22 protein-coding genes are annotated in these 24,238 nt (G+C 63.3%); 16 read left to right on the top strand and 6 right to left on the bottom strand.

Translation table 11 applies throughout. The features are described 5' to 3' along the window. The first annotated feature begins 12 nt into the window (after window positions 1–12). The 9 genes from ACWTU9_RS00850 (at window position 13) to ACWTU9_RS00810 (ending at window position 9,149) form a co-directional block, all read left to right on the top strand. Entirely contained in the window at window positions 13–183 is a 171-nt protein-coding gene (locus ACWTU9_RS00850; protein WP_454588054.1) for a Flp family type IVb pilin, read from the top strand. Window positions 184–339: 156 nt separating this feature from the next. After that, window positions 340–858: an A24 family peptidase gene (locus tag ACWTU9_RS00845; RefSeq protein ID WP_455856679.1), complete on the top strand. Its 519-nt coding sequence runs from the start codon at window positions 340–342 to the stop codon at window positions 856–858. Between the two features lie 204 nt (window positions 859–1,062). After that, the gene (gene cpaB / locus ACWTU9_RS00840) at window positions 1,063–1,878 is read left to right on the top strand and encodes a Flp pilus assembly protein CpaB (protein WP_455856678.1); all 816 of its coding nucleotides are present in this window, start codon (window positions 1,063–1,065) and stop codon (window positions 1,876–1,878) included. Next, on the top strand, window positions 1,875–3,419 hold the full coding sequence (locus ACWTU9_RS00835) for a type II and III secretion system protein family protein (RefSeq protein WP_455856677.1): 1,545 nt from the start codon (window positions 1,875–1,877) through the stop codon (window positions 3,417–3,419). The genes cpaB and ACWTU9_RS00835 overlap by 4 nt, the downstream gene beginning before the upstream one ends. A 13-nt stretch (window positions 3,420–3,432) precedes the next feature. Then, window positions 3,433–4,170: a CpaD family pilus assembly protein gene (locus ACWTU9_RS00830; RefSeq protein WP_455856676.1), complete on the top strand. Its 738-nt coding sequence runs from the start codon at window positions 3,433–3,435 to the stop codon at window positions 4,168–4,170. Between the two features lie 54 nt (window positions 4,171–4,224). Beyond that, on the top strand, window positions 4,225–5,508 hold the full coding sequence (locus ACWTU9_RS00825; protein ID WP_454576694.1) for an AAA family ATPase: 1,284 nt from the start codon (window positions 4,225–4,227) through the stop codon (window positions 5,506–5,508). A gap of 29 nt (window positions 5,509–5,537) precedes the next feature. After that, window positions 5,538–7,049, top strand: coding sequence for a CpaF family protein (locus tag ACWTU9_RS00820; protein ID WP_454576559.1), 1,512 nt, complete (start codon window positions 5,538–5,540; stop codon window positions 7,047–7,049). A gap of 29 nt (window positions 7,050–7,078) precedes the next feature. After that, the gene (locus ACWTU9_RS00815) at window positions 7,079–8,092 is read left to right on the top strand and encodes a type II secretion system F family protein (RefSeq protein WP_455856675.1); all 1,014 of its coding nucleotides are present in this window, start codon (window positions 7,079–7,081) and stop codon (window positions 8,090–8,092) included. A 40-nt stretch (window positions 8,093–8,132) separates the two neighbouring features. Continuing rightward, window positions 8,133–9,149, top strand: a complete 1,017-nt coding sequence (locus ACWTU9_RS00810) for a type II secretion system F family protein (protein WP_455856674.1) — start codon at window positions 8,133–8,135, stop codon at window positions 9,147–9,149. Window positions 9,150–9,273: 124 nt separating this feature from the next. Here the strand turns inward: ACWTU9_RS00810 and ACWTU9_RS00805 are convergent, their stop codons facing one another. Then, on the bottom strand, window positions 9,274–10,095 hold the full coding sequence (locus tag ACWTU9_RS00805) for a tetratricopeptide repeat protein (protein WP_454588175.1): 822 nt from the start codon (window positions 10,093–10,095) through the stop codon (window positions 9,274–9,276). Window positions 10,096–10,337: 242 nt separating this feature from the next. Here ACWTU9_RS00805 and ACWTU9_RS00800 point away from each other — a divergent pair, with 242 nt between their 5' ends. The 5 genes from ACWTU9_RS00800 to pdeM all read left to right on the top strand — a co-directional run bounded on the left by ACWTU9_RS00800 (window position 10,338) and on the right by pdeM (window position 16,501). Next, complete coding sequence (locus ACWTU9_RS00800; protein WP_455856673.1) at window positions 10,338–11,699, top strand: leucyl aminopeptidase family protein; 1,362 nt, start codon at window positions 10,338–10,340, stop codon at window positions 11,697–11,699. Between the two features lie 73 nt (window positions 11,700–11,772). Continuing rightward, window positions 11,773–12,123, top strand: a complete 351-nt coding sequence (locus ACWTU9_RS00795) for a MarR family winged helix-turn-helix transcriptional regulator (RefSeq protein WP_455856672.1) — start codon at window positions 11,773–11,775, stop codon at window positions 12,121–12,123. Window positions 12,124–12,139: 16 nt separating this feature from the next. Further along, a complete protein-coding gene (locus tag ACWTU9_RS00790) occupies window positions 12,140–13,012 on the top strand; it encodes a C40 family peptidase (protein WP_455857116.1) in 873 nt (290 codons plus the stop codon). Window positions 13,013–13,222: 210 nt separating this feature from the next. After that, window positions 13,223–15,781, top strand: a complete 2,559-nt coding sequence (locus ACWTU9_RS00785) for a ligase-associated DNA damage response DEXH box helicase (protein ID WP_455856671.1) — start codon at window positions 13,223–13,225, stop codon at window positions 15,779–15,781. 3 nt (window positions 15,782–15,784) lie between these two features. Next, window positions 15,785–16,501, top strand: coding sequence for a ligase-associated DNA damage response endonuclease PdeM (gene pdeM, locus ACWTU9_RS00780; RefSeq protein ID WP_455856670.1), 717 nt, complete (start codon window positions 15,785–15,787; stop codon window positions 16,499–16,501). 11 nt (window positions 16,502–16,512) lie between these two features. Here pdeM and ACWTU9_RS00775 read toward each other — a convergent pair whose 3' ends face one another. After that, entirely contained in the window at window positions 16,513–17,484 is a 972-nt protein-coding gene (locus tag ACWTU9_RS00775) for a quinone oxidoreductase family protein (RefSeq protein ID WP_455856669.1), read from the bottom strand. Window positions 17,485–17,578: 94 nt separating this feature from the next. Between ACWTU9_RS00775 and ACWTU9_RS00770 the strand changes: the two genes are divergently transcribed. After that, window positions 17,579–18,457 carry a LysR substrate-binding domain-containing protein gene (locus tag ACWTU9_RS00770; protein WP_455856668.1) on the top strand — a complete coding sequence of 293 codons (879 nt, stop codon included), beginning with the start codon at window positions 17,579–17,581 and terminating at the stop codon, window positions 18,455–18,457. A 7-nt stretch (window positions 18,458–18,464) separates the two neighbouring features. On the opposite strand, the gene ACWTU9_RS00765 is transcribed toward ACWTU9_RS00770, so the two are convergent. From ACWTU9_RS00765 to ACWTU9_RS00750, 4 genes are read right to left on the bottom strand one after another with little or no spacing between them, the layout of a single operon-like run. Continuing rightward, entirely contained in the window at window positions 18,465–19,400 is a 936-nt protein-coding gene (locus tag ACWTU9_RS00765) for a dimethyl sulfoxide reductase anchor subunit family protein (RefSeq protein ID WP_455856667.1), read from the bottom strand. A gap of 3 nt (window positions 19,401–19,403) precedes the next feature. Next, window positions 19,404–20,138: a 4Fe-4S dicluster domain-containing protein gene (locus ACWTU9_RS00760; protein ID WP_455856666.1), complete on the bottom strand. Its 735-nt coding sequence runs from the start codon at window positions 20,136–20,138 to the stop codon at window positions 19,404–19,406. Beyond that, complete coding sequence (locus ACWTU9_RS00755) at window positions 20,135–23,065, bottom strand: molybdopterin oxidoreductase family protein (protein ID WP_455856665.1); 2,931 nt, start codon at window positions 23,063–23,065, stop codon at window positions 20,135–20,137. The genes ACWTU9_RS00760 and ACWTU9_RS00755 overlap by 4 nt, the downstream gene beginning before the upstream one ends. After that, on the bottom strand, window positions 23,062–23,394 hold the full coding sequence (locus ACWTU9_RS00750; RefSeq protein WP_455857132.1) for a hypothetical protein: 333 nt from the start codon (window positions 23,392–23,394) through the stop codon (window positions 23,062–23,064). The genes ACWTU9_RS00755 and ACWTU9_RS00750 overlap by 4 nt, the downstream gene beginning before the upstream one ends. On the opposite strand from ACWTU9_RS00750, the gene ACWTU9_RS00745 reads away from it, so the two are divergent. Further along, on the top strand, window positions 23,344–24,237 hold the full coding sequence (locus ACWTU9_RS00745; protein WP_455856664.1) for a LysR substrate-binding domain-containing protein: 894 nt from the start codon (window positions 23,344–23,346) through the stop codon (window positions 24,235–24,237). The two genes, ACWTU9_RS00750 and ACWTU9_RS00745, sit on opposite strands and share 51 nt — an antisense overlap. Window position 24,238 lies beyond the last annotated feature (1 nt).

Below are 24,238 nucleotides of genomic sequence, written 5' to 3'. Positions count from 1 at the left end.
AGGAGCTCTCGAATGTCTAATCTGATCGCACGTTTCGTGAAGGACGAGTCCGGCGCGACCGCTATCGAATACGGTCTGATCGCCGCTCTCATCGCACTTGCCATCATGGTCGGTGCTGGTTCGCTCGGCAATGCGCTGAACAACAAGTTCACGGCCATCGCCACTGCGGTGAATGGTTCGTAATATCCAAGCAACCTGGTTGCTTTAGAGCTAAGGGCCGCCTCATTGGCGGCCCTTATTTCATCGTCTCGGGCGATTTTGAGTTCCCGGCCTCATCGATCGTTAATCGTATATGTCTAGGCTGAAGTCGGATTCAGTTGGCAACAGGGTGCCGCGCCGATGCTTGAAGCGCTGATCTTCGTCGTCTTTCCTTTCTGCATGCTCTTTGCCGCGATCTCCGACATGCTGTCGATGACGATCGCCAACCGCGTGCCGGTGTTGTTGCTGGCGGTGTTTGCCCTGGTTGCGCCGCTGACGGGCATGGACTGGGCAACCTATGGCTGGCATTTCGCCGCCGGCGCCCTTGTGCTGGCCGTGACGTTCGGTCTGTTTGCGCTTGGCGGCATGGGCGGCGGCGACGCCAAGCTGCTCGCCGGTACCGCTGTCTGGATGGGATTTAACAATCACCTTGTCGAGTATCTCGTGATTTCGACGTTCATCGGTGGCCTGCTGACGCTCGCCATCCTCGTCTATCGGAAATCGCCGCTGGCGACTTACACCAGCCACAATCCGTTCCTGCGCCATTTCGCCGACGACACGACTGGGGTTCCCTACGGCATTGCACTCGGCATTGGCGGGCTACTGACCTATCCGGATTCACCTTTAATGGTATGGGCACTGGCACAGCTGGCGACCTGATAAAGCGAACCTCTTTTGCCGCTCCGGCATCAATGACAAAGAGGCGGCTTGGCCGCCTTTTTTGTCGCAGCGTTGGATGCGTCTAATTTATGTAAACCTTAAATTAATCACGATCGTAAGCATTACATTAACCTTGTTTTGACGATTGCCGCTGCAAAGTCCGGCCTGGCTAGGTGGTTTGCCTAAAGGCGAGGGTTCGGACAGATGCCAGCATCCCGACTGATCATTCTGGGCGTAGCGGTGGCTGCGGCGGGTGGTGCAGGTTACGTTGCCAAGAACATGGTGGCGGTCTCGCCGCCCCAGCAGGTCGTCGTCGACGCGCCTCAGGCGCCGGCCATCGCCTTGCAGGACGTGCTCGTGCTCTCCGGCGACGTCGCCATGGGCAGCCCGCTTGACAACAACATCAGCTGGGAGTCCTGGCCGGCCGAAGGGATCAACGCGAATTTCATCACTCGCGCTGTCGAACCCGACGCGCTGGACAAGCTGAAAGGCTCCGTCGCCCGCGTTGCGATGTACACCGGCGAGCCGTTGCGGCGCTCCAAGCTGATCGGCGAAGGGCAGAGCTTCATGTCGTCGATCCTGCCCACCGGCATGCGTGCCGTCGCCACCGCGATCTCGGCCGATACGTCGGCAGGCGGCTTTATCCTGCCAAACGATTTCGTCGACGTCATCATGACCCGCAGATCCGACACGGGTAATGCCGGCAGCGGATTCACCACAGAAACCATCCTCAAGAACATCCGCGTCCTGGCGATCGACCAGACCATCCAGGAGGACGAGGAAGGCAAGAAGACCAGGGTCGGACAGACAGCGACGCTGGAGCTGACGCCGCAGCAGGCCGAGATCATCACTGTCGCCCAGCAGATGGCCGATCGCCTGACGCTGGCGCTGCGCTCGATCACCGACAACAAGGAAAAAGGGACCGATGAAGCCGACTACCTCGTTTCCGGCAATGGGCGGCGCGGAACGGTGCGGTTGATCAAATCGGGCGAAGTTTCCGAAGTAGGGGCAAGGAAATGAGGTTAATCGCTAAACTGCCGGTCACCATGGCTGCGGCAATCGGCCTGCTTTTCCTCGGAGCCCATGCAAGTGGCCCCCTCGAGGCCAAGGCCGCCGGCAAGAGGGCCGGAGTCACGGCCTCAACGGCCACGCAACGCGTCAAGCTCGGCCTCAACAAATCGGTGGTCATCGACCTGCCAAGCGACGCCTACGACATTCTTGTCGCCAACCCCGCGGTCGCCGATGCGGTGACCCGCACGGCAAGGCGCATCTATCTGTTCGGCAAGGCCGTGGGCGAAACCAACATCTTCGTCTTCGGTCCCAATGGTGAGCAGATCGTCAGTCTGGATCTGGCCGTCGAACGCGACGTCGCCGGGTTGGACGACTATCTCAAGCGCTTCCTGCCGACGGCCGACATCAAGGTCGAGTTGCTGAACGACAACGTCGTCCTGACCGGCACGGTGGATACGCCGCTCGATGCCAAGCGCGCCGTCGATCTGGCAACCATCTTCGTGTCAGGCGGTGAAGCGACGACCGGCCAGTATTCGCAGACCGCGGCCGGTGGCAATGCCAATGGCGGCGTCGACATCAACAATCCGGACGCCGAGCGCCGGGTCTCGAAGATCGTCAACCTGCTGCAGATCATCGGCGACGACCAGGTGACGCTGAAGGTGACCGTGGCCGAAGTCAGCCGCTCGGTGATGAAGCAACTCGGCGTCAATATGGTCGGCAACGGCAGCATCGACGGCATTTCCTATGGTGCGCTCAGTTCGCCCAACTACGGGCTGGGCAAACCGCTTTCGCAGAATTCGGCGCTGAATCTGCTGGGTGACGGGAAAGGCAATGGCCTTCAAGCCTACATCAACGCCATGGAGCAAAGCGGCGTCATGAAGACGCTTGCCGAACCGACCCTCACGGCGGTTTCGGGCGAGAAGGCAACGTTCAGGGCCGGCGGCGAATTCAATCTTATCACCGCACGTACGAACAACGTTTCGACCGATAACCAGACCGGCCAGGTAACCTACACCAACGAAAAGCTCGAATACGGCATAGGCCTCGAGTTCCAGCCCGTTGTGCTGTCGGCGGGCCGGATCAGCCTCAAGGTCAGGACCTCTGTGTCGGAGCCGACCACGGAAGGTGCGACCACCCTGGAAGGCGCCGCCAACTTGCCCGGCACGACGCTCCTGTCAATCCGCAAGAGGCTTGCCGACACCACCGTCGAATTGCCGTCAGGCGGCTCGATGATGATCGCCGGCCTGGTTCGCGACGACGTCCGCCAGGCTGTATCGGGTCTGCCCGGCCTGGCCAAGATCCCAGTGCTCGGCACGCTCTTCCGCAGCCGCGATTTCGTCCACAACGAAAGCGAGCTGGTAGTCATCATCACGCCCTATCTGGCGCGGCCGGTGGCGCGCAACGACCTGGCCAAGCCGGACGACAATTTCAATGCCGCCGGCGATGGCCCGGCCATGTTCCTTGGCCGCGTCAACCGCGTGTACGGCACCATGCAGACCGACAAGCCCAACGGCCGCTACCACGGCGTTGTCGGCTTCATCTACAAGTAAGCGGGGAGCGGACATGTCTCAGTCAGCATCGAAGGCAATGGCGGTCGCCGCAACAGCGCGGTCCGGTGGTGCCCGGATCCGCCGATCGGCAATGCCGATCCTGGCGATCGCGATCGCGGCCTCGCTCGCCGGTTGCGCCAAGCGCGACAGTATCACGGTTGGGGCAATCCCCGACGATTATCGCACCACGCATCCGATCGTGATTGCCGAGAAGAACCAGAAGATCGACCTTCCGGTCGGCGCCGGTGATCGCGGCATGACGGGCTCGCAGCGCGACACGCTTCTGGGCTTCCTAGACGGCTACGACAAGAGCGCCGCCCCGGCGCTGACGATCGCAACTCCCATCGGCTCGGCCAATGAGGTGGCAGCGACTGCCGCGGCGCGCGATTTCGCCAGGCTGGCGATTGCCAGCGGCATCAAGCGAAACCGGATCGTCGTGACCTCCTATCAGTCGGTTTCCCCGGAAGCCTCGGCGCCTATCCGCGTCTCCTATATTTCGGTGAGAGCCCAGACCGACAAATGCGGGCGCTGGCCCGAGGACCTGTTCGAGACCTCGGAAAACAAGCACTACGCCGATTACGGCTGCTCGTCCCAAAACAACCTCGCCGCGCAGCTCGCCAATCCGGCTGATCTGCTCGGGCCAAGAAAGCCGTCCGATATCGACGCCGAGAACCGCGGCGCGGTGATCGACGTCTATCGCGGCAGAGGTATTTCGGACGAGTTCCTCGGCAATTCGGAAGTGACGTACTAGGAGCGCCAGCCCCGCGTAGAGACTGGAAAGAGAAGTCACGGAAAGAGCATGACGATGAGCAATCTTGCCTACGACACGCCCGTAGACGGCGGCGACAGCTCGCAAACGGATATTGCCGCGATGCAGGCGCTGCGGCCGGTCCCGCGTATTTCGATACAGGCATTTTGCGAGACGGAAGGTGTCGCGCATCCGGTCGAGCGGGCCGCCGAGGATCGCCGCATGGCGAAGGCGCATCTGAAAGTGCATATGGGCGGCATCGCCACGGCGATCGAATTCTACCAGTCGGCGCCGACGCCGAACCTGATCCTGCTGGAATCGCGCAGCGAACCGAAGCAGCTGCTGGAGCAGCTTGCCCAGCTTTCCGAATATTGCGATCCCTCCTCGAAAGTCGTGGTGATCGGCCATTACAACGATGTCGGGCTTTACCGCGAACTTATCCGCTTCGGTATTTCCGAATATGTCATAGCGCCGGTGTCGATGGCCGATGTCGTCTCCGTGGTGTCGTCGATCTTCGTCGATCCGGAATCCGAGCCGATCGGCCGCTCCATCGCATTCGTCGGCGCCAAGGGCGGCGTCGGCTCGTCGACCATCGCCCATAATGTGGCGTGGGCGATGTCATCGCTGTTCAAATCGGAAGTGGTCGTCGCCGATCTCGACCTGGCTTTCGGGACGGCCAACATAAATTTCGACCAGGACCCGGCGCAAGGCATCGCCGAGGCCGTGTTTTCGCCCGAACGGGTCGACGAGGTCTATCTCGACCGGCTGCTTGCCCAGTGCGCCGATCACCTATCGTTGCTTGCTGCGCCCTCCACTCTCGAACGGGTCTACGACTTTGATCCCGATGCCTTCACGCAACTCATCGACACCGCGCAGCGCAGCGTACCGCTGCTGGTGCTCGACGTCCCCCATGTCTGGACCGGCTGGACCAAGAACACACTGATGAAGGCCGACGAGATTGTCATCACGGCGACACCGGAACTGGCCAATCTACGCAACACCAAGAACATGGTCGATATGCTGCACCGGCTTCGCCCGAACGATCCGCCGCCGAAGCTCATCATCAACCAGGCCGGCGTGCCGAAACGCCCCGAGATCTCCGCTTCCGACTTCGCCGAACCGCTCGGCATCACGCCGATGTCGGTTATCGCCTTCGACCCGTTGCTGTTTGGAAACGCCGCCAACAACGGCCGCATGCTGGGCGAGATGGATGCCAAGAGCCCGGTCGTCGGCATGATCAATGAAATCGCGCATGTGCTGACCGGCCGCAGCGAAATCAAGGCCAAGAAGAAGGCAGGCCTTGGCGGTCTGCTCGGCAAGCTCTCGCGTAACAAGAAATGACGCTTCTCAAGCGGAATTGGTAGTCGATCATGTTTGGTAAAAGAGGCTCCGACGACGGCGGCCGGTCCACCCCGGAATTCCGTCAGCCAGCACCGCCGCCTGCGGCCCCGGCGGGTGCGAAGCCTGCGGACACGGCGGTTCTTGCCCGGCCCGCCGCAGCGCCGCCGCCTGCTGCGCCGGCAATGCCGCCCGCTCGCCGTGCCGTTGAGGCGCCGCCGATGGCGCCGGAGCCGGCAAGAAAGGTTCAGCGCGAGCGCAGCGAGACCTATTACGACACCAAGAGCCAGGTCTTCTCCGCGCTTATCGACACCATCGACCTGTCGCAGCTCGCCAAGCTCGATCCCGAGAGCGCCCGGGAAGAAATCCGCGACATCGTCAACGACATCATCGCCATCAAAAATTTCGCAATGTCGATCGCCGAGCAGGAAGAGCTGCTCGAAGACATCTGCAACGACGTGCTGGGCTACGGTCCGCTGGAGCCCTTGCTCGCCCGCGACGATATCGCCGACATCATGGTCAACGGCTCCAAGAACGTCTACATCGAAGTCAACGGCAAGGTCGAACAGACCGGCATCCGCTTCCGCGACAATCAGCAGCTGCTCAATATCTGCCAGCGCATCGTCAGCCAGGTTGGCCGCCGGGTCGACGAATCGAGCCCGATCTGCGACGCCCGCTTGCCCGACGGCTCCCGCGTCAACGTCATCGCTCCGCCGCTGTCCATCGACGGCACCGCGCTCACCATCCGCAAGTTCAAGAAGGACAAGCTGACGCTCGATCAGCTGGTCAGGTTCGGCGCGATCTCGCCGCAGGGCGCCGAGATCCTCAAGATCATCGGGCGCGTCCGCTGCAACATCGTCATCTCCGGCGGCACCGGCTCCGGCAAGACGACGCTGCTCAACTGCCTGACCAACTATATCGACCGCGAGGAACGCGTCATCACTTGCGAGGATTCGGCCGAGTTGCAACTGCAGCAGCCGCATGTGGTGCGTCTCGAAACCCGCCCGCCCAATCTGGAGGGCGAAGGCGAGGTGACCATGCGCGACCTGGTCAAGAACTGCCTGCGCATGCGGCCCGAACGCATCATCGTCGGCGAAGTGCGCGGACCGGAGGTTTTCGACCTGCTACAGGCGATGAACACCGGCCATGACGGTTCAATGGGAACGATCCACTCCAACAGCCCGCGTGAATGCCTGAACCGTATCGAATCGATGATCGCCATGGGCGGTTATTCGCTGCCGCAGAAGACCGTGCGCGAAATCGTCGTCGGCTCCATCGATGTCATCATCCAGGCAGCGCGCCTTCGCGACGGGTCGCGCCGCATCACCCACATCACCGAGGTGATCGGCATGGAAGGCGACGTCATCATCACGCAGGATATCGTGCTCTACAACATCAAGGGCGAGGACTCGAACGGAAGGCTGCTTGGCGAGCATGTGTCGACCGGCATCGGCCGACCGCATTTCTGGGATCGCGCCCGCTACTATGGCGAGGAACAACGCCTCGCCAATGCGCTGGAATCGATGGAGAAACGCGCTGACTGACGCATCTGGAGGCGTGGGGACCGAGGTTGATGTTCGGAATTGATACAACCGTACTGGCGTTCATCGTGCTCGCCGGCTTCAGCGCCGGCGCGGTCGCCTATGCGTTCCTGTTCACCCGGATGAGCAACGAGAAGCAGGCCGGCAAGCGGCTCGAGACGATCAAGGCCGCCGAGACCGATCGTTCGGTCGTCAGGGCTTCACGCGACCGTGCCGCGGAGGCGGTCAAGCGGCGCAAATCCGTTCAGGATTCGCTGAAACAGCTCGATGAAAAGCAGAAGACCAACGAACGCGTTGTCAAGAAGCCACCGCTGAAGGCCCAGATTCGTCAGGCCGGCATGCAGGTCTCGATGGAGCGTTTCTATCTCTACTCCGCCTTTTGCGGCATCGCGCTGACGGCGCTTGCCTATTTCGCCGGGGCGCCGATGCTGGTCCTGCCAGGCGCCCTGCTGGCCGGCGCGCTCGGCCTGCCGCGCTGGTTCGTCTCGTTTCGCCGCGCGCGCCGGGTCAAGGCCTTCCTCAACGAGTTTCCCAACGCCCTCGACATCATCGTACGCGCCGTCAAATCCGGCCTGCCGCTCAACGACGCTATTCGCCTCATCGCCAATGAATCGCCGGAGCCGGTCAAGACCGAGTTCCGCCGCATCGTCGATTCACAGCAGGTTGGCATGTCCATCCCCGATGCCACCTTGCGCATGGCTGAAACCATGCCGTGCAGCGAGGCAAGCTTCTTCGGCATCGTCATCCAGATCCAGTCGCAGGCCGGCGGCAACCTCTCCGAGGCGCTGGGCAACCTTTCGCGCGTGCTTCGCGATCGCAAGAAGATGAAGGCCAAGGTCCAGGCGCTGTCCATGGAAGCAAAGGCGTCGGCCGTCATCATCGGTGCCCTGCCTTTTGTCGTCGCCCTTCTCGTCTACCTGTCGAGCCCGAATTACATCATGCCGTTGTTCACCACGAGCACCGGCAATCTGATCCTCGGCTGTTCCGGTGTCTGGATGTCGATCGGCATTCTGGTGATGCGCAAGATGATGAACTTTGAGGTTTAGGCCCGACCTCGGAAAGCTCGAACGAAAAGACTGAAAACGAATGACCGACCAAGTCGTCAAATCGCTGACCGATCCTGCCTTCCTGATCGCATTGCTGGTCGGCATCGCGGTATTCGCAACCGTCTTCACGCTGCTCCCGGCCCTGAGTGGCAACCAGCTCAAGGCACGCATGAAATCGGTGGCGCTGGAGCGTGACGAACTGCGCGCCAAGCAGCGCGCACGGCTGGCCAACGAAGCCGATCGCCGCCGCAAGGGCCTGCGCGAGGAACAGTCGATCGGCATGCGCAATATCGTCGACAGGCTGGACCTGCGGCGTGCGCTGGCCGATGAAGGCACGCTGCAGAAGCTCAAAGTGGCTGGCTTTCGTGGCCAGAATCCGCTGACACGCTTCCTGTTTTTCCGTCTGGTCCTGCCTTTTGTCGGTTTCGCACTGGCGGCGATCTATCTGTTCGTGCTCGGCGGACTGCCGGACCGGCCGGCTTTCGTGAAACTGTTCGTCTGCATCCTTGTGGCCTATGCCGGTTTCTACGCGCCGATCCTCTACGTCAACAACCGTGCCGCCAAGCGCAAGCAGTCGATCCAGCAGGCGTGGCCGGATGCGCTCGACCTGATGCTGATCTGCGTTGAGTCGGGCATGTCGGTGGAGGCTGCAATGCGCAGGGTCGCCGATGAGATCGGTTCGCAGTCGGTGGCGTTGGCGGAGGAGTTCGTGCTGACCAATGCCGAACTCTCTTATCTGCAGGAGCGCAAGCAGGCTTATGAAAACCTCGCGGCTCGTACCGGCCTGGAATCGGTGAAGTCGGTGTCCCAGGCGCTGGTCCAGGCCGAGCGCTACGGCACGCCCGTGGCGCACGCATTGCGCGTGCTGGCCTCGGAAAGTCGCGACATGCGCATGAATGCCGCCGAGAAGAAGGCCGCCGCCTTGCCGCCGAAGCTCACCGTGCCGATGATCCTGTTTTTCCTGCCGGTCTTGTTCGCCATCATTCTTGGACCGGCCGGCATGCAGGTCAGCCAGCGCGGCATCTTCGGCGACCAGCACAATTCCTCAAGCCAGTAACGGGCTTGTCGCAGCCAGACAAAAGAGCCGCACTGCAAATGCAATGCGGCTCCTGGCTTTTCAGCTTTGGTGTGTGGATGGATCTTGCCCAGCGCGGAGGATGCGTTCGGCGCCTATGCGGCGCTCAGTTGGTCGCCGGCTTGCCCTTGTCCTGATCCTTGAGCTGGCTCCAGGCGTTCTGCTGGGCAAGCATCTGGCGAAGGTAGGCCACATTGGCCTGCGCCTGATCGGGCGAAAGCTCCTGCGAGGCGATCTTCTCGGCCTCGTCGAAACGGCCCTGAAGTCCCACGACCAGCGCCAGGTTCTGGCGCACCCGGCTGTCGGCATTCGGTTGCTGGGCGGCCGAGCGCATATAGGTCTCGGCGGTGCGCAGGTCGCCTTCCAGCACATAGGACATGCCGAGATTTGAAAGGATCGAGGGTTCGTTCGGTTTGAGGTCGAGCGCCTTGCGGTAGTTCTGGCGTGCTTCATCCTTCTGGCCGATCTGGTCGAGGATGGCGGCTTCGGCCGACATGAGCTTCCAGTCCGGATATTCCGGCGTCTGCGCCCGGCGCACGGCGTCGAGGGCGGGCTCGAACTGACCGTTGGCTGCGAGCGCCTTGCCATAGGCGGCAAGCACGTCGCGATCCTTGGGGTAGGCGATCGCCAGCTTGCGCATCACGGCAAGCGACTGGTCGGCATCGCCGTCCATCTGCAGTGCCGCCGCAAAATTTGTCGCCAGCCGCTTGTCGTTGGGGTTCCTTGCGTAGGATTCGCCGAGCCGCGTGGTCGCGCTGTGCAACTCGCTGGCCGACATGGTTTCCAGCGGTTTGCCGCTGGTGCGCCCGATCGAACCGGTAGTGAGCTTGCTGGTTCCGCACCCGGCAACACCGGCGGCGAGCGCCATCAGCAACGCCGCGGTGACCAACCGTTTGCCCGTAACGTTCATCCTGCGGTTGGTCGGCATCGGCACGGGGCTCTCCATTCCTGCGCGTGGCCATTGCGTGGCCATCTTCATTCCCCCAGAAATATTCTGTTAACCCTAACGGATAGTTAAAAAGCGTCCCGTTGAGATCGTTACGCGGCCCGCCGGAAGCCATTGGCTTGGCATTTTCCTATGCCTGGCCCCTGTGCATAGATGTTGAAATCATTCGACGTCCCTGTCAGGTGACTGAGGACGACTTGCAAGCCTGCGCCGGAGACCATCGAATGCCCGTCGAACTCTTCGAGACACTAAACACGGCCCTGCCCGTCCATCTGGTCGCGAGGGATGGCCTTGAGGCCTTGAGGCTTTCGCCCTCCACGATGGCCTGGGCGGACGCCAATGGCTTTTCCGGCGAAGCCGGCAGGACGCTCGCCCTGCCCGGCGAAAACGGCGCGGTTGCCGGCGCCCTGTTCGGCATCGGCAAAGGCGAGGGGGCGCTGGCGATCGGTGCGCTGGCGAGAGCCTTGCCGGAAGGCGACTGGCACCTTGCGTCAGCGCCCGCTGAGCCGGAGCTCGCGGCAATAGGCTTGGTTCTCGGCGGTTATGTCTTCACCCGTTACGGCAAGAAACCAGGCAAGGCGCTGCGCTTTGCGCTGCCGCCCGGCGTGGATGCAGGCCGTGTTCGCCGTATCGCAGACGGCGTCTTCCTGACACGCGATCTGGTCAACACGCCGACCAGCGACATGGGACCGGACGATCTGGAGAAGGCGGTGCGGACCCTGGCGGCCACACACAACGCCGAAATATCGGTGATCAAGGGCGATGATCTGTTGAAGCAGAACTTCCCGATGATCCACGCGGTCGGCCGCGCCTCGGTCGGCGCGCCGCGCCTGATCGACATGATTTGGGGGCCGGACGACGCGCCGAAGGTGACGCTGGTCGGCAAGGGCGTCTGTTTCGACACGGGCGGCCTCGACATCAAACCGTCGTCGGGCATGCTGTTGATGAAGAAGGACATGGGCGGCGCCGCCAATGTGCTGGGCCTTGCCTCGATGATCATGGCCGCCGGACTGAAAGTGCGGCTGCGCGTCCTGATCCCGGCGGTCGAGAATTCGATTGCCGGCAATGCCTTCCGGCCTGGCGACGTGCTGGTGAGCCGCAAGGGTATCACCGTCGAGATCGGCAACACCGACGCCGAGGGGCGGCTGGTGCTCGCCGATGCGCTGGCGCTGGCCGATGATGAAGAACCTGACCTTTTGATCGACATGGCAACGCTGACCGGCGCCGCGCGTGTCGCGCTCGGGCCAGACCTGCCGCCTTTCTACACCGGCGACGAGACGCTGGCATCCGAACTGGCGGCGGCCTCGGTGGCCGTAGAGGATCCGCTGTGGCGCATGCCGCTGTGGCGGCCCTATGACGCCAAGCTGGCGTCGAAGATCGCCGACATCAACAACGTCACCACGGACGGCTTCGCCGGATCGGTCACCGCGGCGCTGTTCCTCAAGCGCTTTGTCGAGCGGACGGCGGGCTGGGCGCATTTCGACATCTTTGCCTGGAACCCGTCCGACCGCCCCCACGGCCCTGCGGGCGGCGAGGCGCAAGGCATCCGCGCGCTGGAACGGGTCATTTCGAAACGCTTTGGCTAGGGTTGTCCGGGCGTTGCGCGCCGGCTGCCAAAACTGAAACGGAACCGAAACAATTTGCCGTCATGCTTGTGCGATGTCGATCTCGATGCGTCCGAGCCAGGCGATGCGGCTGTGGCAGCAGGTGATGCTGTCACAGGTGCGCGACGACGCGCCCGATCTCACCATGCGCCAGACGGCGATCCTGTTCACCATCTATCTCGATCCGCCGCCGCACACCGTGCGCGGGCTGGCCGCCCGCCTCAACGTCACCAAGCCGGTCATCACCCGCGCGCTCGACACGATGGGTGCGCTGAAGCTGGTGTCGCGCCACCGCGATGAGTTCGACAAGCGCAACGTGCTGATCCGGCGCACCGTCGAAGGCGCGCTCTTTGTCGAGCGCTTCGGCGATGGTATCGTTGCCAAGGCTCACGAACTGCCTATCTGACCGATACCCGATTTGACTGGATGACACATTGACTGCCAGGGATGCCCGCCTTCACGCCTTCCGTTCCGACCTCGCCGATGCCAGGCTGAAAGGCGAGGTGTCGGCCGATCGTTTCGTCACTGGACGTCCGGCGCGCATTGCTGCCTCGGTGGCTGACATCCGCAAGGCGCCGCGCCCCGACGCTGGCGTCAACACGCAGGTTCTGTTCGGCGACGATGTGCTGGTCTTCGAGGAGACCGAGGGCTGGGCCTGGGTCCAGGCCGATCGCGACGGTTATGTCGGCTACGTCGGCGCAACAATGCTGGGTACGCGCGAGCACGCGCCGACGCACATCGTCTCGGCGCCGCGCACCTTCCTCTATCCCGGCCCGGATCTGCGCTTCCCGATCCGCGGCCAGTTGTCGATGGGCTCGACGGTGACAGTGACCGGCGCTGCCGAAACACGCGGAACCCACTATGCGCTGCTCCCCTCCGGTGAGGCGCTGATCGCCGGCCATCTGCGGCTGCTCGGCGATGTCGCCGCCGACTATGTCTCAGTGGCCGAGATGTTTCTCGGCACGCCCTATCTCTGGGGCGGCACCTCTGGCTTCGGCATCGACTGTTCGGGCTTGGTGCAACTCGCCATGCGCATGGCTGGCCGCAACGTGCTGCGCGATTCCGACATGCAGGCGGCAGGCCTCGGCGCGCCGCTCGATCCCGGCCCGGACTTCGCCGGGCTGGAGCGCGGCGACCTGGTGTTCTGGAAGGGCCACGTCGCGATCATGACCGACATCAACGACATGATCCACGCCAACGGCCACACCATGCTGGTCTCGCGCGAAGGACTCAAGGACGCGCTTGATCGGATTGGGTATCTGTACGGCGGGCCGACTGGGTTTCGGCGGCCGTAGCGGAAGCGCCTGTCCTTCTCCCCCTGTGAGAGAAGGTGGCCTCGCGAAGCGAGGTCGGATGAGGGGTGTTCCAGGGAACGCCAACGCATCACTCCGCTGGAACACCCCTCATCCGTCTCGACGCTATCGCGCCGATCCACCTTCCCACCTCGATCACCTTTTGTTCCGATTTTCCTTGGCGTTCGCGCGTCGTCGCGCTACCTCTTTCGCGTGACCGAGCAGCCGCGCCTTGCAGAACAGAATGCCGCCGTCGCCTTGCCCGAGCCGTTCATCAGATGGTTCGGCGAAAAAGGCTGGTCGCCGCGTGCCCATCAGCTTGAGCTGCTGGCCAAGGCGCAGGCCGGACAATCGGTGCTGCTGATCGCGCCGACCGGGGCCGGCAAGACACTGGCCGGGTTCATGCCTTCGTTGACCGAACTGGTCAACCGTCCGAAGCGCAAACCCGGCCAGGCGCATCGCGGCATCCACACGCTCTACATCTCGCCGCTGAAGGCGCTGGCCGTCGACATCGAACGCAATCTCGGCAAGCCGGTGGAAGAGATAGGGCTTCCCGTCAGCATCGAGACGCGCACCGGCGACACGCCTTCGCACAAACGTGCGCGGCAGAAATTGGCGCCGCCTGACATTCTGCTGACCACGCCCGAGCAACTGGCGCTGCTGATCGCGGCATCCGATGCGAAGCGCTTCTTCGAGGACCTGCGCTATGTCGTGCTCGACGAACTGCACTCGCTGGTGACTTCGAAGCGCGGCCACCTGCTGGCGCTTGGCTTGGCGCGGCTGCGCAGCATTGTGCCCGGCCTGCAGACGATCGGCTTGTCGGCGACGGTGGCCGAGCCCGATGAATTGCGGCGATGGCTGGTCAGCCAGAATCCACCCAAAGGTCTGACAAGCATCGACATGTCTGAGCTGATCGTCGTGACCGGCGGCGCCAAGCCGGAAATCTCCATCCTCGATTCAGAGGAGCACGTGCCATGGGCCGGACATTCGGCGCGCTATGCCACGCCGGAGATCTACCGCGAGATCAAGCGCCACAAGACGACCCTGCTGTTCGTCAACACGCGCAGCCAGGCCGAGCTCTTGTTCCAGGAATTGTGGCGGGTCAACGAGGACACTCTGCCGATCGCGCTGCATCACGGCTCGCTCGATGTCGGCCAGCGCCGGCGCGTCGAGAAGGCGATGGGCGAAAACGCTTTGCGCGCCATTGTCGCCACCTCGACGCTCGACCTCGGCATCGACTGGGGCGATGTCGATCTGGTCGTCCATGTCGGCGCGCCCAAGGGGGCCAGCCGCCTGGCGCAGCGCATCGGCCGAGCCAACCACCGCATGGACGAACCATCCAAGGCGATCCTCATTCCGGCCAACCGCTTCGAAGTGCTGGAATGCCGGGCAGCCCTAGACGCCAACTATCTCGGCGCGCAGGACACGCCGCCCTTGGTCGATGGAGGGCTCGACGTGCTGGCGCAGCATGTGCTGGGCTGCGCCTGCGGTAGTCCGTTCCGCGCCGATGATCTCTACGAAGAAGTGCTGACAGCGGCGCCCTATGCCAGCCTAGATCGGCCGACATTCGACCGCGTCATCGATTTCGTGGCCACCGGCGGCTATGCGCTCAAGAACTATGAGCGCTACGCCCGTATCCGCCTGAACAAGGACGGCATGTGGCGGGTCTCCAATCCGCGCGTCGCGCAGCAATACCGGCTGAATGTCGGCACGATCATCGAAGTGCCGGCGCTCAATGTGCGCTACGTCAAGGCCGGCAGCAAAGGCTCGGCCTCGCGTGGCGGCGCGGTTCTTGGCAAGATCGAGGAGGCCTTCCTCGAGACACTGACGCATGGCGACACATTCATGTTTGCCGGCAAAGTGCTGCGTTTCGAAGGCATTCGCGAGAACGACTGCTTCGTCTCGAACGCGCCGGGAAGCGACGCCAAGGTACCCTATTATGGCGGCGGCAAATTTCCGCTTTCGACATATCTCGCAGAACAGGTCCGCATCATGCTGGACGATCCGCAACGCTGGAAAAAACTGCCCGAGCAGGTGTCGGACTGGCTGCGGTTCCAGGCCGACAAATCCGTATTACCCAAACGCGGCGACCTGCTGATCGAGACCTTCCCGCGTGGCAATCGTCACTATCTCGTGGCGTATCCGTTCGAGGGCAGGCTGGCGCACCAGACGCTCGGCATGTTGCTCACCCGCCGCCTGGATAGGGCCGGCGCCAGGCCGCTCGGCTTCGTCGCCACCGATTATGCGCTGGCCATATGGTCGCTGGGCGATATGGGGGCGATGTTCAAGGCGAGGAAGCCGTCGCTCGCAGCGCTGTTCGACCAGGACATGCTGGGCGACGACCTCGAAGCATGGCTGGCCGACAGCTGGCTGCTCAAACGCACCTTCCGTAATTGCGCGCTGATTTCGGGCCTGATCGAGAAGCGCCACCCCGGCCAGGAGAAAAGCGGTCGCCAGGTCACCGTCTCGACCGATCTGATCTACGACGTGCTGCGCAGCCATGAACCCGACCACATATTGCTGCAGGCGACGCGCGCCGATGCGGCGGCTGGCCTGCTCGATGTCAGCAGACTTGCGGACATGCTCTCGCGCATCCAGGGTCGAATCGTGCATAAGGCGCTCGAACAGATATCGCCGCTTGCCGTGCCGATCATGCTCGAGATCGGCAAGATGCCGGTGAACGGCGAGGCCGACGAAACGCTGCTGATGGATGCGGCGACACTGGTCGAGGAAGCCATGGGGCCGGGGATGGTTGAGGCCGGGAATGGTTGAAGAATGAATTTTTCGCTGGCGCGCGCATCGTTGATCGCCGAGGCCGACTTTGTCGGCATCGCCGGCGAGCGCGCGGTCTGCGATCCGCGCGGCGTGCTTTATTTCCCTGATCTGCGGCTGCTTGCGGTCTCCGACCTGCATCTGGAAAAAGGCTCGTCCTTCGCCAGGCGCGGCGCGCTGATCCCGCCCTATGACACCGGCGCCACCTTGCTCAGGCTGCAGGCGGTGATATCGGACTACCAGCCGGCGATCGTCATCAGCCTTGGCGACTCCTTCCACGACGGCGGTGGCGCCGAGCGCATGCATCAGTCCTTCCGCGAGCGCCTGGAAGCGCTGATGGCCGGCCGCGACTGGTTCTGGGTCGCCGGCAACCATGACCCGGAGGCGCCCGCCGACCTGCCCGGAGAGACGGTGCGCGAACTCGCCATTGGCTCGCTGCTGTTTCGGCACGAGCCGTCGAAGGTGAGAAGCGAGGGCGAAGTCGCGGGCCATCTTCACCCTTGCGCGCGCATCGTCCAGCGCGGCCGCTCGGTGCGGCGGCGCTGCTTTGCCGGCGATGGCGGACGCATGATCATGCCGGCCTTCGGCGCCTATACCGGTTCGCTCAACGTGCTCGACCGCGCCTATGCCGGCCTGTTCCGCCGCGAGACGCTGATGGCCTATATGCTCGGCGCCGAGCGCATCTTCGCCATTTCCCACGCCATGCTGCGGCCGGGCTGAACGGATCTGCTTTAAGGCAGCAGAACTGTTGCGCCGGTCGTCTGCCGTGCTTCGAGACGGCGATGCGCCTCGGCCACTTGCGCGAGCGGCATCCGGGTATGCACGGGGATTTTCACCGCGCCGCTCAGGACGACATCGAACAGTTCCTCGCTCATGGCGACTACGTCCTCGCGTTTGGCAAGATGATGAAACAACAACTGCCAGGTGGCGAACAGCGAGCCTTTCTGCATCAAAAGCATGATGTCGAATGGAGGGATCGATCCCGACGCCGTGCCGAAGCTGACGAAGGTGCCGAAGCGCCGCAGGCAATCGAGCGAGGCGGGGAAGGTCGCCTTGCCGACGCCGTCATAGACGACGTGGCAGCCCTCGCCATTGGTGATCTCTTTCACCCGCGCGGCAAAATCTTGCCTGCTGTAGTCGATGACATGGTCGCAGCCATTGGCCAGGGCGAGCCCGGCCTTTTCGGGCGAGCCGACCGTGCCGATGACGGTGGCGCCGAGGTGCTTTGCCCATTGCGTCAGGATGAGGCCGACACCGCCCGCCGCGGCATGCACCAGGATAGTGTGCCCCGCCTCGACGCGAAACGTGCGGCGCAGCAGATATTGCGCCGTCAGCCCTTTCAGCATCATCGCGGCACCGGTCTCGAAATCGATAGCGTCGGGCAGACGCACGACGAAATGAGCTGGCACGATGCGTTCCTGGGCATAGGCGCCGAGCGTCTCGACATAGGCGACGCGATTGCCAGGCTTGAAGTCGCTGACGCCTTCGCCGACCGCGATGATTTCGCCGGCGCCTTCATTGCCCGGCGTGAATGGCAAAGTGGGCGGGGCATATTCGCCGGTGCGGAAATAGATGTCGACGAAGTTGAGGCCAACCGCCCGGTTGCGCACGCGGACCTCGCCCGGTCCGGGCCGGCCAATGTCGACATCCTCATAGGCGAGTACCTCTGGCCCGCCATGGCGGTGAACACGGATCGCTTTCATGGTTTTCTTCCTCGCGCTGTTCTCTTGAATGGGAGATAGCGCGCGGCGTGATATCATTGTAGGCTGATATCGATGACATCAGAGTACAAAAAAGATGATATCTGAACAGATCGGCCTCGACCTTCTTCGCACCTATGTCGCGGTCTGCCGGCAAGGCAGCCTGAGCAGGGTGGCCGCACAGACCGGCAGAACCCAATCGTCGCTGAGCATGCAGATGCGCCGGTTGGAGGGTCTGCTGCAACGGCATTTGTTCCAGCGCACCGGCCGCGGTGTCGTGCCGACCGCGGAGGGGGAACTGTTTCTGGGCTATGCGACCCGCATCCTCGCTCTCGGCGATGAAGCGGTGGCCCGTCTGCAGCAGGCTGGCATTGGCGGCGGCGTGCGCATCGGTCTCGCCGAGGAAGTCACCTCCGCCGCGCTCTCGGCCGCACTCGGGCGGCTTCATCGCACCTATCCCGACATCAGCCTCGACGCGGTGGTCGAGCACAGCGTCGCGCTGGGACGGCTCTGGAGCGAGGATGCACTGGATGTCATGATTGCCCCGACATCGGTCGTAGCAGCCGACGCCTTGACGACGTGGAACGTCGAACTGCAGTGGGTCTGCGCCCAGGACTATGTGCTGGATCCGGAACGGCCGCTCGATCTCGTTGCTTTCGGCGCAACCTGTCCGTGGCGCAGGCGGATGACAGAGGCACTGGTCGCCGCCGGCCGGCAGCACAGGATTGTTCTGTCGTGCCAGAGTGTCACTGGCCTGCAGGCGGCGATCGAGAACGGGCTGGGCGTCGGGCTGCTTCCGCCGGAATCCGTTCGCACCGGCTCAATGCGGGTGCTGAAGACGCCGGCCGGCCTGCCCGAGCCGCTCATCGTTCAATACGGTCTGTACGCACACGACCGTCGGACAGCCGTCGTCGATGCCGCGATCGAAATCCTGCTGAAGGACTTGCCCGTGGCGCCGCCGGCACGAGCCGCGTGACGATGCTCTACCGGCCGTAGTACAGGGTCACGGTGTGCTTGGCCTCGGCGAAGAAAAGCCAGCGCTCCACTAGCATACCTCCGAACTGGGCAATGGCGGCGAGCACCGACAGCCCCGCCGCGAGCGGCCAGGGCAAGGCAAATGCAACAACGAGCAACAGAGCAGGCAAGACGAAGGCCAGCACCTGCGCAATGTGCCGTAGCTTGGCGCCGTGCTTGCGGGCGATGCGAAAGCCCATTTCCTTGAGCAAATAATTTTCTTCGGTGTGCGGCCACTCCAGCGAGCGCACCGTACCTCCGGTGAGCCCGGTGGCGGTGTTGGCAGTGGTGGCAATCTTCAGCGCATCATTGTAGCGCCACGTCGCCAGCTTCCAGCCCCAGCCCAGCAAGGTGAACAGCAGGGCGGTGGCGGCAATTGCGGTCGAGCCGATAGCGAAGGCCTGCAGCAGCGCGTTGAGCAGCACGCTACCCGTCATCGCGGAAAAGATGAGATAGCCGGGCAGCGTATAGGGGCTGTGCCACTGCGCGATCGGCTTCAGTGAGGCATAGATCATACCGGTGGTGCAGACGGTGACGATTGCGCCGATCGTTGCGAGAAACCCGGCGATGGCCACCCAACCGCCGGTGCGGCCAAAAAACACCCAGCCGATGCCGAACAGCCCCGCCGGAATGAAGGTCGCCACCGAGGCCACGCCCTCGCGCGACAGCCAGGAACTGCGCCATTGCGAGAAGGCGCGCCAGGCCCGTTCGGGCCGGCCGAGATGGCCGGTCGAGGACAACAGGCCGGCGGCAATCAGCCCGAGCGCCAGGCCCATGCCAATGAGGCCGAGCCAGAAATCGGCCGGGATGAATCCTAGCCCGGCAAGCACGCCAAGCAGCGCCAGCAGGCCGTAGCCCGCTCCTGTGGCAGTTGTGAAGAAGACGACGGAGAAGGCTGGATGCATTGGTCAGTTCGAAAGCATGCGGTCGACCCAGCCGAGGAAGCCGCCTTCGGCCTTGACCGGCTCGAGCCTTGGCTCCGGCACTGAAGCTGCACGCTCGGTGTGGGCGCGTGGCGGCAGATATTTGTTGGTCGGTCTGTAGCCCATCTCCGGCATCAGCTCGACGCCGCTGCGGCTGGCCACCAGTTGCGACACCGCCGAGGCGGGATCGCCGAGATCGCCGAAATGCCGAGCGCTGGTCGGGCAGGCGGCAACGCAGGCCGGCACGCGGTCTTCCTCCGCCAGATTGTCGTTGTAGATGCGGTCGACGCAGAGCGTGCATTTCTTCATCACGCCGACGTCGGTATCGAATTCGCGCGCGCCATAAGGGCAGGCCCAGCTACACAATTTGCAGCCGATGCATTTGCTTTCGTCGATCAGCACGATGCCGTCCGATGCCCGCTTGTAGGACGCGCCGGTCGGACAGACGGTGACGCAGGCCGGCGTCTCACAATGCAGGCAGGAACGCGGGAAGTTGACTGTGCGACCGCCCGCCTCGGTCGTGTGTTCGTAGCTGTGCACGCGGTTGAACCAGACGCCGTCGACATCGCCGCCATAGGGGTCGATGTCGGTCAGCGGCGCCATGTGGCCGCCGGTGTTCCATTCCTTGCAGGCGGTGACGCAGGCCTGGCAGCCGACGCAGGTGTCGAGGTCGATGACCAGACCCAGCTTCTTGTCGTTATGGGCGGGAAGGCAGGTCATTCCACGGCCTCCCTGTTGATGCGGAATTCGGCGCCGTAGCGAAGGATGTCGGGGGATGGCTCGACATTTGGCGGTTGGCTGAAACGCTCGAATTGCGGCTCGGTGAAGCCGGCGTCTTCCGCAGCGCATTTGACGATGCGCACGCGTAAATCGAACCATGCCGCCTGTCCGGTGACCGGATCCGAATTCGAATAGCGTTTGCCGTTGGCGTCAGCCGAGGTCTGGTCGCCGATGATGTGGTTGAGCAGGAAGCCGCGATTGCTCTCGGCGGCGTCGTCCTTCAGCCCCCAGCTGCCGCGCCTCTTGCCGATGGCATTCCAAGTCCACACCGTATCCGCATTGACGCCGTCGACCAGCTTGATCTGCCCCTTCACACGGCCATTGATGCTTTCGATCCACACCCAGTCGTCGTCAATCAGCTCAAGCTTTGCCGCGGTCTGACGATGCACGAATAGCCGGTTCTGGCTGGTGATCTGCCGCAGCCACGCATTCTGCGAGCCCCAGGAATGATACATGTGCATCGGCCGCTGCGTCAGCGCATGCAGCGGATATTTTTCGAGATCGACGGCGGCCTCTTCGAACGGCGTAAACCAGAACGGCAGCGGGTCCATATAGGTCTCGATGCGGTGGCGCTCACTGTCGGGCGGCTGGACTCGACCATGGCCGCGCGCGGCGAGGCGAAAGCGCTGCATCGGTTCGGAGTAGAGCTGGAAGACGATGGGCTCGGCCCTGGGGATGAACCCCATCTGCTCCGCGAAGTCGAGATAGGAGCGGTTGGCCATCTTGTAGTAGCGCTGGTCGGCGGCAAAATCCTGGTGCCAGAAGCCGCCATTGTCGATGTAGCGCTGCAGCTGGTCAGGATTGACTTCGCCCTTGCCGACAGAGGTGCCGTCCTTGCCGCGCCAGCCGGCGAGCGGGCCTATGCCTGGCGTACGCTCATGGTTGACGATGTAATCGGCATAGTCGCGGTATTTCGCCGAGCCATCGTCGTTGACGAAGCAGGGCAGGCCGAGCCGCGCGCCAAGCTCGATCAGCACGGACTGGAACGGCCTGACGTCACGGTCCGGCTCGACCACCGGATGGCGGATGGCGTCGCCCGGTCCGTCGGCATGGCTGATCGGCCGGTCGAGGAGGCTGATGCAGTCGTGACGTTCGAGATAGGTGGTGTCGGGCAGCACCAGATCGGCGAACGGCACCGTCTCCGAGTAATAGGCGTCCGAATAGATGATGAAGGGGATCTTGTAGTTGCCCGCCTCGTCATGGTCGGTCAGCATCGCAATGGTCTCGACGGTGTTCATCGAGGAATTCCACGCCATGTTCGACATGTACATCATCAGCGTGTCGATCGGGTACGGGTCGCCGGCCCAGGCATTGCGGATCACCGTATGCATCAGCCCGTGGGCGGCGAGAGGCGCCTCCCAGGAATAGGCCTTGTCGATGCGCAAGGGCGTGCCGGCCTCATCGACCAGCAGATCATCCGGCCCGCAGACGAAGCCGAGCGGCATCCCGTCGAGGGGCGTCATCGGCTTTGCGGTTTTGCCGCAAGGCTTCGGTCCCGGCGGTGCCGAGCGTGGGTAGGGCGGTTTGAAACGAAAGCCACCGGGAACATCCACTGTGCCGAGCAACACCTGCAGCAGGTGGATAGCGCGGCAGGAGTGAAAACCGTTGGAGTGGGCAGAAATGCCGCGCATGGCGTGCATCGACACCGGCCGCCCCTTGATCGTCTCGTGCCGGCGGCCGGCCCAGTCGGTCCACGCAATCGGCAGTTCGATCGTCTGTTCGAAAGCGACATGCGCGAGTTCGGCGGCGATGCGGCGGATGGTGTCGGCCGAAATTCCGCATCGTGCCGCGACCGCGTCGGGTGCGTAGCTGTCATCGATGTAACGGTCGGCGATGAGTTGGAACACCGGCACGCAGCGGCGGCCATCGATCATATAGCTGCCGGTCAGCGCCGGTTTCGCATCGGCATCCTCCGCCTTGGCGGGGGTCTTTGCCACTCTGTCCCAGGCGAGAAGATTGTTGTCGCTGTCACGCAGGAAAAGCCCGTCATCGGCGGCGCCCGGCTCCTGGATGACCAGCACATGCGCGTTGGTGTAGCGCAGCAAATAATCGAGATCGACGCGGCCGGCCTTGAGCAGTTCGTGGATCAGGGCGGACACGAACAGGCCGTCGGTGCCCGGCCTGATGCCGATCCAGTCGTCGGCGATGGCATTGTAGCCCGTCCTGCACGGGTTGATCGACACCACCTTGGCGCCGCGCGCCTTGAGTTTGCCGAGCCCGATCTTGATCGGGTTGGAATCATGGTCCTCGGCGACGCCGAACAGCATGAAGTATTTGGTGTTGTCCCAGTCCGGCTCGCCGAACTCCCAGAACGAGCCGCCGATCGTATAGAGCCCTCCGGCCGCCATATTGATCGAACAGAAGCCGCCATGGGCGGCGAAGTTCGGCGTGCCGAACTGGCTTGCCCACCAGCCGGTCAGCGACTGCGACTGGTCGCGCCCGGTGAAGAAGGCAAGCTTTTTGGGATCGGTGCGGCGTATGTTGGAAAGCCGTTCCGTTGCAATCGCAAACGCTTCCTCCCACTCGATCTCGCGGAACTCGCCCGAGCCGCGCGGACCGGTGCGCAGCAGCGGCTTCTTCAGCCTCGCCGGGCTGTAATGCTGCATGATGCCGGAACTGCCCTTGCCGCAGATCACGCCGCGATTGACCGGATGGTCCTTGTTGCCGTTGATGTAGCGCACCTTGCCGTCCTTGATGTGGACGTCGATGCCGCAGCGGCAGGCGCACATGTAGCAGGTGGTCTTGGCGATGCTGTCGGAAACGGTGGGCGAAGTGTCGACGCCGTCGCCTTCATCCGGCGCGCGGGTGTTGGCCAACGGCTGTTGCGACGGTGCGGAATTGGCCCCGCGCGGCGCTGTGTGGTTCATAGGCCAGGGGTGCTTTTGCGGTCCGCGAATTTGGCCCGCGTTTTCGGTCCGGGGCCGCGCATATAATGCTCTTCAGGGTGATAGCGGTCGCCGGCCAGCCGCCGCCTGAGGCCACGGGTCCAATGCGCAAGCAGGGATCTGAACCGCCCGATCATTTTGCTGGCTGCGATCTGTTGGCGAATTTTTTCTAACTTCACCTGAAAAAGTAGAATAAAGCTATCGATCTGTCTAATCAGTTGTTCTTGTAAATTCGATCGAAATTGGTTCTTAATGACCGCATGACCCTCGACCAGTTGCGCATTTTCGTCGCCGTCGCCGAGCGTGGCCATATGACCAAGGCGGCCGAGCTTCTGGGCATTTCCCAGTCGGCTGCCTCGGCCGCCATTCGCTCGCTTGAAGAGCAGCATGGCGTCCATCTGTTCAACCGGGTCGGCCGCAACATCGAGCTGGCCCAGACCGGCCATCGCTTCCTGCCGGAGGCCAAGGCCGTGCTCGAGCGCGCCGCCGCCGCTCGCAATGTGCTGGAGCATGTCTCGCAGACCGTTGCCGGCAGCCTCTCGATCGCGGCCAGCCTGACCATTGCCAGCTACTGGCTTCCGCGCCGGCTGGCTTCTTTCCACGAAGCCTACCCGGCGGTGCGGCTGAGCGTCACCATCGGCAACACCAGGCAGGTGGAGGCCAATGTGCTGGACGGTACTGCCGATCTCGGTCTGGTCGAGGGGCGCACCGAATCCGATATCCTTCGCCGCACCAAGGTCGACGTCGACAGATTGATGTTGGTCGTCGCCGCCTCGCATCCCGAGATCACCGAAATCGCGCCGGGCCGCCCTGATATCAGGGGCTTGCGCTGGATAATCCGCGAGGGCGGTTCGGGCACGCGCGAGGTTCTGGAGGATCTGGCGCGCCGCGAAGGGATTTCACTTGCCGACCTGCAGATATTCCTGGTGCTGCCGAGCAACGAAGCGGTTCGCCAGGCGGTCGAGGCGGGCGCCGGCGCCACCATTATTTCCGACCTCGTTGTCGGACGCGCCGTGGCCGAAGGCAGTCTCCGGTCGGTACCGCTCGAGCTGCCGAAGCGCGACTTCGCCATGATCACCCACCGCGACCGCCAGGCCAGCCTGGCGCAGATGGCGTTGAAGGCGCATCTCGGCGCCTCCACGGATCACGGTTGAG

Source organism: Mesorhizobium sp. 128a, from assembly GCF_053848025.1.
This window is presented reverse-complemented; position numbering and strand designations above follow the sequence as displayed.

Bases quoted from the DNA above. Each gene is read 5' to 3' on its own strand.
- ACWTU9_RS00850 (WP_454588054.1), top strand. From the start codon at position 13: ATGTCTAATCTGATCGCACGTTTCGTGAAGGACGAGTCCGGCGCGACC.
- ACWTU9_RS00845 (WP_455856679.1), top strand. From the start codon at position 340: ATGCTTGAAGCGCTGATCTTCGTCGTCTTTCCTTTCTGCATGCTCTTT.
- cpaB (WP_455856678.1), top strand. From the start codon at position 1,063: ATGCCAGCATCCCGACTGATCATTCTGGGCGTAGCGGTGGCTGCGGCG.
- ACWTU9_RS00835 (WP_455856677.1), top strand. From the start codon at position 1,875: ATGAGGTTAATCGCTAAACTGCCGGTCACCATGGCTGCGGCAATCGGC.
- ACWTU9_RS00830 (WP_455856676.1), top strand. From the start codon at position 3,433: ATGTCTCAGTCAGCATCGAAGGCAATGGCGGTCGCCGCAACAGCGCGG.
- ACWTU9_RS00825 (WP_454576694.1), top strand. From the start codon at position 4,225: ATGAGCAATCTTGCCTACGACACGCCCGTAGACGGCGGCGACAGCTCG.
- ACWTU9_RS00820 (WP_454576559.1), top strand. From the start codon at position 5,538: ATGTTTGGTAAAAGAGGCTCCGACGACGGCGGCCGGTCCACCCCGGAA.
- ACWTU9_RS00815 (WP_455856675.1), top strand. From the start codon at position 7,079: ATGTTCGGAATTGATACAACCGTACTGGCGTTCATCGTGCTCGCCGGC.
- ACWTU9_RS00810 (WP_455856674.1), top strand. From the start codon at position 8,133: ATGACCGACCAAGTCGTCAAATCGCTGACCGATCCTGCCTTCCTGATC.
- ACWTU9_RS00805 (WP_454588175.1), bottom strand. From the start codon at position 10,095: ATGCCGACCAACCGCAGGATGAACGTTACGGGCAAACGGTTGGTCACC.
- ACWTU9_RS00800 (WP_455856673.1), top strand. From the start codon at position 10,338: ATGCCCGTCGAACTCTTCGAGACACTAAACACGGCCCTGCCCGTCCAT.
- ACWTU9_RS00795 (WP_455856672.1), top strand. From the start codon at position 11,773: ATGTCGATCTCGATGCGTCCGAGCCAGGCGATGCGGCTGTGGCAGCAG.
- pdeM (WP_455856670.1), top strand. From the start codon at position 15,785: ATGAATTTTTCGCTGGCGCGCGCATCGTTGATCGCCGAGGCCGACTTT.
- ACWTU9_RS00775 (WP_455856669.1), bottom strand. From the start codon at position 17,484: ATGAAAGCGATCCGTGTTCACCGCCATGGCGGGCCAGAGGTACTCGCC.
- ACWTU9_RS00770 (WP_455856668.1), top strand. From the start codon at position 17,579: ATGATATCTGAACAGATCGGCCTCGACCTTCTTCGCACCTATGTCGCG.
- ACWTU9_RS00765 (WP_455856667.1), bottom strand. From the start codon at position 19,400: ATGCATCCAGCCTTCTCCGTCGTCTTCTTCACAACTGCCACAGGAGCG.
- ACWTU9_RS00760 (WP_455856666.1), bottom strand. From the start codon at position 20,138: ATGACCTGCCTTCCCGCCCATAACGACAAGAAGCTGGGTCTGGTCATC.
- ACWTU9_RS00755 (WP_455856665.1), bottom strand. From the start codon at position 23,065: ATGAACCACACAGCGCCGCGCGGGGCCAATTCCGCACCGTCGCAACAG.
- ACWTU9_RS00745 (WP_455856664.1), top strand. From the start codon at position 23,344: ATGACCCTCGACCAGTTGCGCATTTTCGTCGCCGTCGCCGAGCGTGGC.
- ACWTU9_RS00750 (WP_455857132.1), bottom strand. From the start codon at position 23,394: ATGGCCACGCTCGGCGACGGCGACGAAAATGCGCAACTGGTCGAGGGT.